5 protein-coding genes and 1 rRNA gene are annotated in these 5,210 nt (G+C 39.8%); 5 read left to right on the top strand and 1 reads right to left on the bottom strand.

What is annotated here, in order from left to right; genetic code table 11:
- Positions 1 to 712: 712 nt before the first annotated feature.
- Positions 713 to 2,131, bottom strand: a complete 1,419-nt coding sequence (locus ACNQGS_RS28785) for an AAA family ATPase (protein ID WP_491490368.1) — start codon at positions 2,129 to 2,131, stop codon at positions 713 to 715.
- Positions 2,132 to 2,226: 95 nt separating this feature from the next.
- Here ACNQGS_RS28785 and ACNQGS_RS28780 point away from each other — a divergent pair, with 95 nt between their 5' ends.
- From ACNQGS_RS28780 to ACNQGS_RS28760, 5 genes are all read left to right on the top strand, one after another.
- On the top strand, positions 2,227 to 2,340 hold the full coding sequence (locus tag ACNQGS_RS28780; RefSeq protein WP_491490367.1) for a DUF7713 domain-containing protein: 114 nt from the start codon (positions 2,227 to 2,229) through the stop codon (positions 2,338 to 2,340).
- 188 nt (positions 2,341 to 2,528) lie between these two features.
- Positions 2,529 to 2,675 (top strand): hypothetical protein, encoded by a 147-nt coding sequence (locus tag ACNQGS_RS28775; protein WP_491490366.1) that lies wholly within the window; start codon positions 2,529 to 2,531, stop codon positions 2,673 to 2,675.
- 337 nt (positions 2,676 to 3,012) lie between these two features.
- Positions 3,013 to 3,732 (top strand): ABC transporter ATP-binding protein, encoded by a 720-nt coding sequence (locus tag ACNQGS_RS28770; protein ID WP_491490365.1) that lies wholly within the window; start codon positions 3,013 to 3,015, stop codon positions 3,730 to 3,732.
- On the top strand, positions 3,729 to 4,481 hold the full coding sequence (locus tag ACNQGS_RS28765) for an ABC transporter permease (protein ID WP_491490364.1): 753 nt from the start codon (positions 3,729 to 3,731) through the stop codon (positions 4,479 to 4,481). The genes ACNQGS_RS28770 and ACNQGS_RS28765 overlap by 4 nt, the downstream gene beginning before the upstream one ends.
- A gap of 655 nt (positions 4,482 to 5,136) precedes the next feature.
- Positions 5,137 to 5,210: ribosomal RNA gene (locus ACNQGS_RS28760) — 16S ribosomal RNA — on the top strand; the annotation flags it as partial.

The raw sequence follows: 5,210 nt of genomic DNA, 5'->3' as shown, positions 1-5,210 counted from the left end.
TTGCTTCACTTTTTTGTTGTAATTTCGACGTACCTTAACCAGTGTTACTACTCGAATTTTGTCGAAGATTGATAGAGTTTTTTGTTTGTAGGAAATGGTAGAATAGAGTGCAACTGAATATTGTGAGGGTGGCCAGTTGTTGATCTTCTTTTCCTTTTAATAGGGAAGGAGGTGATCGATCTGGAAAATGTTCTTGAAATCTTAGGAGAAATTCTTAAGGGAATAATGCGTGAAATTATCGCTTATTTCTTTCGGAAAAACGTTCTAGAGTACAAGAAAACCACCCCGCGCCGTAGGAAGCAAAAAGGGTGGTCCTCAAAAATAATTAAACATTGACAACCACCACCCTGACGGTAGAGGTTGCAGAGAGAAGTGTTCGCAGCACTTCTCTTTTTTATTATATATTCCATTATATACAAAAATATTCAGATTTAAAAGTGCGACTTTGGGGCAGGCACCCACGTTGCAAATCCTGCACTGTTCAATAAATATTTAATTTTTGTCGTAGTTTGTTGTTTGTGTTTGTTTTTTTACAATTAATTCGTTACGTCGCTTTTGGTGCCAACTTCGACGTATTCTGAAAGGAGATTTACCGGATGGTTAACGGTTGAATTCATCTTAGCTATGTCGCAATTTATTCCAAAAATGCAACTGAAGCTTCCTGTTTTTCGGTCATCGATTTATCCTTTAGCTCTGAATTGAATGTTGAAGCTTATTCTTTTACTTTCAACGTCAACGGCATTCCTTTTTTTACTGTAGCCGTGAAGATTTGTGTATCCGGTGGATTTAAGTGTGTGATACTTTCCAGGTTATCAAGGAATAGAGGAAAGGTCATTTTTAGCTCCTTGTTAATTAAAATAATCAATTCCAGCATGCAGCGAATTTTTTCACTGTAGGATAAAACCCGGTACGGTCTGTTTTTATAGGAAATTAGGAAATCCGGCCGTAATTCTCCATTCTTTAATTGTTTAAACAAATCAACCCTTGCATCGGTTAAATACTTATTAATATGGTTTTGATGGCTATTTGCTAGTTGACCCATTCGGTGCTTAATCTGTTTAAGTTCATCGGAAAGAGCCATTTTCTTTTCAGCAAGCTCTTTTAATTCCTGTTCTACACTTTCTAATTGAATGATCTGTTTTTCGGAGCTTTCTTTTGATGGTGAATCTGGAAACTGCTCGTCCAATGCCTTTAATTCCATTTCCAAAACGGTTTTGCTATGTGACAAATCCGAATAATGGCGCCGCTCTGCTTCAAGCTTTTTTTCTAGAAAATCGATTTCTTTGAGTAACTCGTTCTTTCTTTCGAATTGACTCATCCTTATGGCTTGGATACGGTTGTCGGGCAGTTTTTGCTGGCAAGTTGGACAATACTCATTTATAGATTGCTCAGCCAGTTGGATTTCTTTCAGTTTATCCCGGCAGCTTGATACTTTTGCCTGCTGTTGATAGCCTTCTTTGAGCTGTTTTTCCAACTTGAATTTAATCGACTCTAGTTCTTCTTGCAGTTGTTTTTTTCGAGAAACTATATGTTCGGGTGTTGGGATGGTCTCATTTGTGTGGGCAGGCATGGCTTCAATCTGTTTGAGTAAAACCGACTTTTGACCTTCGTAATAAGTTCCGGAGGAATCCGCTTGTTTTATTTGTTTTGAAATCCGCTTTTTCTCTTTTTCGAACTCATCAAATGTATCTTTTTCATTCAGCAGGAATTTAATAATAAAGGTCCTCGCCGCGGCTTTCTCTTCCTCGGGAAAAATATCAGGAAAAAAGCAATAGATAAACGGTTGGTAGTCCCCAAGTAACTTCTTTATGTTACTTTCCTTTGCGGGTTCATGATTGATAAAAACGGTTGTTGTACCTTTTGCGTTCATGGTTCTTGTAATGATGTATTCATGGTTGTTGACGAAAAGAGTTACCTCCACCTTCATCGACGTTTTTCCCTCTTGCAAATAATCTTTCACATATCCTTTATAGCCATGCTTGGTCATGCCAAATAGGCAAAAAACGATAGCTTCCCCAATGGAGGACTTCCCGGTATAGTTATCGCCAAAAAAGTGATTGATTTTTCCGAAATGATACTGGGAACTGGTGTGGCACTTAAAATTTGTAAGCACCAATTTCTTTATAAACATACAATCATCCTTTAATTATACAGATTGTTCGTATATCCATATTATGACATAACTGCTGGATTATAGATATGGCTAAACTAGTAACTTAAAGATTAGTGATTGTTGGTGGGGAGCCTTTTTCATGGGAAGAAGTCGGCAAGGTGCTTATGTTGTATGAAGGCTTTCAGAGAAAGATCGAAATGCATCATATGATAGATGATTTAGAGTGAGTTGCGGGTGCCGGGGGCATGCTGCCGCTCAATTTTAGGGGTCAGTCACTACTCGAATTTTGTCGAAGGTTGATAGAGTTTATTATGTTAGAATAATGATAGTATGGGGTTGCAGCTGAATATTGTTAGGGTGGCTTGGTTGTCAATCTTCTTTTCCTGTATTTTTGGGGGGAAGGGAGGTGATAATCATGGAAACCGTTCTTGAATTCATTCGTGAAATTCTGAAGGGAATCGTGCGGGAATTAACGGTGCAATTCTTTCGGAAAAACGTCCTAGAAAACAAGACACCACCCTCACGCCGTCGCAAGCAAAAGGGTGGTTCTCGAAAAAACTAAAACATAGACAACCACCACCCAGACGGTAGTAGTTGCAGGGAGAAGTGTTACCAGCACTTCTCTTTTTTATTATATATCCATTATATACAGAAGTATTCCAAATTAAAAGGGGAATAGGTTTGGTGACTGTCACCAACTGAATTTTGCTGACGATTGATAGATTTGAGAAACATCGTGGGACACTTGAAGGAAAGCGTAAACTAGAAAACGCAAGCGAATGTTTGGTAAGATTGCCTAAGAGGTGCCTGTCACCTGATTAAATGAGGCAGAAGAACCGTCCCCATGCTTCATATGAGACAGAAGAACCAATCCATGCTTCATAAGGAAGTGAACGAACATGAAACCAGCTATACAATTTAATCATGTTAATTACTCTATTGATGGTCAGCCGATTTTGAGGGATATTTCTGGGGCTTTTTTTGATGGGGAGATTACGACTTTGGTGGGGCCTTCGGGGGCTGGGAAGACGACGCTGCTTAAGTTGTGCAATGGGCTGTTGTCGCCAAACGATGGAGACATTATGGTGAATGGTCTAAACATTAATGATTATGACCCTGTGGAATTGCGGAGGAAGGTTGGGATGGCGCTTCAAAGTGCGCCGATGATTGATGGAAGTGTACATAAAAATTTGGCACTGCCCCTGGAGCTGCAAGGGAAACGGCTTCCGGATTTACAAGCGATAGATTTATTACATGACGTGGGTTTGTCAGAAGATTTTTTACATAGGAACAGCAGGGAATTATCAGGCGGTCAGCGTCAGAAAGTATCAATTGCCCGTACGTTGGTGAATCAGCCGCAAATATTATTATTGGATGAAATTACTTCATCTCTCGATCAAGTTTCGCAAAAGGAGATTGAGGAACTGATTGTCAAAATCAACCGGAAGTATGGCGTGACGATTGTTTGGATCACACACAACTTAAAACAGGCTTTACATGTCGGGTCGTATACATGGGTGATGATGGCAGGGGAAATCGTTGAAACAGGAAAAAGTGATTTATTAGAATCGCCAAGCAATGAGCGGGTAAGGCAGTTTGTTAAGGGGGAATTGGGATGAGCACCATGGCCTTAATCTTTTCTCTCATTTTCGTTCTCATTCCCATCGTCTTATCGAAGACCTTGAACCTTGGCCTGGAAAAAGATGCGACGATCGCCGTCATCCGCTCCATCATCCAATTGCTTGTTGTGGGTTATATTCTTAAATTTGTGTTCGACTCCAAAAGCATTATTTATATTTTCTTAATGGTTGCCGTGATGATTATAGCAGCGACTTTGAATGCCCGTAAAAAAGGAACAGCGATTAAAGGGATTACGTGGAAAATTGCGGTTACGTTAATTTTTATCGAAGTGTTAACGCAAAGCATCTTACTTGGGTTCAATATTACACCCCATACCGCCCAATATATCATTCCAATCAGCGGGATGATGATTGGCAATGGAATGGTGCTGGCCATCCTGTTTCTTAATCGGTTTATTGCAGAGACCGAGTCCCATCAGGACCAGACAGAACTGATCCTATCTCTTGGAGGAACACCTAAACAGGCCGTCCACACCCAGTTGATGACCTCCATCAAAGCAAGTATGATTCCGACCATTGAGAGTCAAAAAACGATTGGACTGGTTCAGCTCCCTGGGATGATGAGCGGCCAAATCATTGCAGGTGCGAGCCCTGTACAGGCAGTTCAATTCCAGCTGCTCGTGCTGTTCCTGCTTTTAACGACAGCATCCATCACAAGTATCATGCTTGGGTTTTTATCATACCCAACGATGTTTAACCAACGCATGCAGATAGTGAGAAGTAAATAATGATGCACGGGGACGGTTCTACTGCCTCAAAGTGAGGCGGAAGAACCGTCCCTGTGCTTTACAATTCCAATATTGAAATTTATTCTTTTTCTTTCAACGTCAACGGCATTCCTTTTTTTACTGTGGCCGTGAAGATTTGCGTATCCGGCGGAGGGCGGATTTAACATTTTCTAATTGATTGATCAGTTTTTCGGGGCTTTCGTTTGGTGGCGAATCTCGAAACTGTTCGTCCTCCATTCTTATTATGAGATAATCACATAGGATGAAATTACCAGTTGAAATCCATGCCAAAAAGGTATATATTATTACTCCAGTCACTTTTTTTGGTGACGAAATACATTAGGATATGAAACAATAATGTTTTTATCTTGATTAAATGAAAAAACTTTTACTTGAATCATAGTACCAATGGTGTTATGATGTAAAAGTCGCTTTTGAAAAGAGCTTTCAAGTCAATCGCAATTGGAAATAATTGATGGTTGATAGATTGTAAGAAATGCGATACAATATAATTCCTGTCGCTTTTACGAGTGACAAAGATAGTTCTTTGAAAACTAAACAAACAAAAACGTCAACAAACAATAATTATCATGTTCCTTCTATTAATATAGAAAACATGAGCCAACGTAACATTTTTGAGCTAATCAACTCAACTTTATTGGAGAGTTTGATCCTGGCTCAGGACGAACGCTGGCGGCGTGCCTAATACATGCAAGTCGAGCGAATTAC

The organism is Neobacillus sp. PVCKKU3 (genome assembly GCF_058323225.1).
This window is presented reverse-complemented; position numbering and strand designations above follow the sequence as displayed.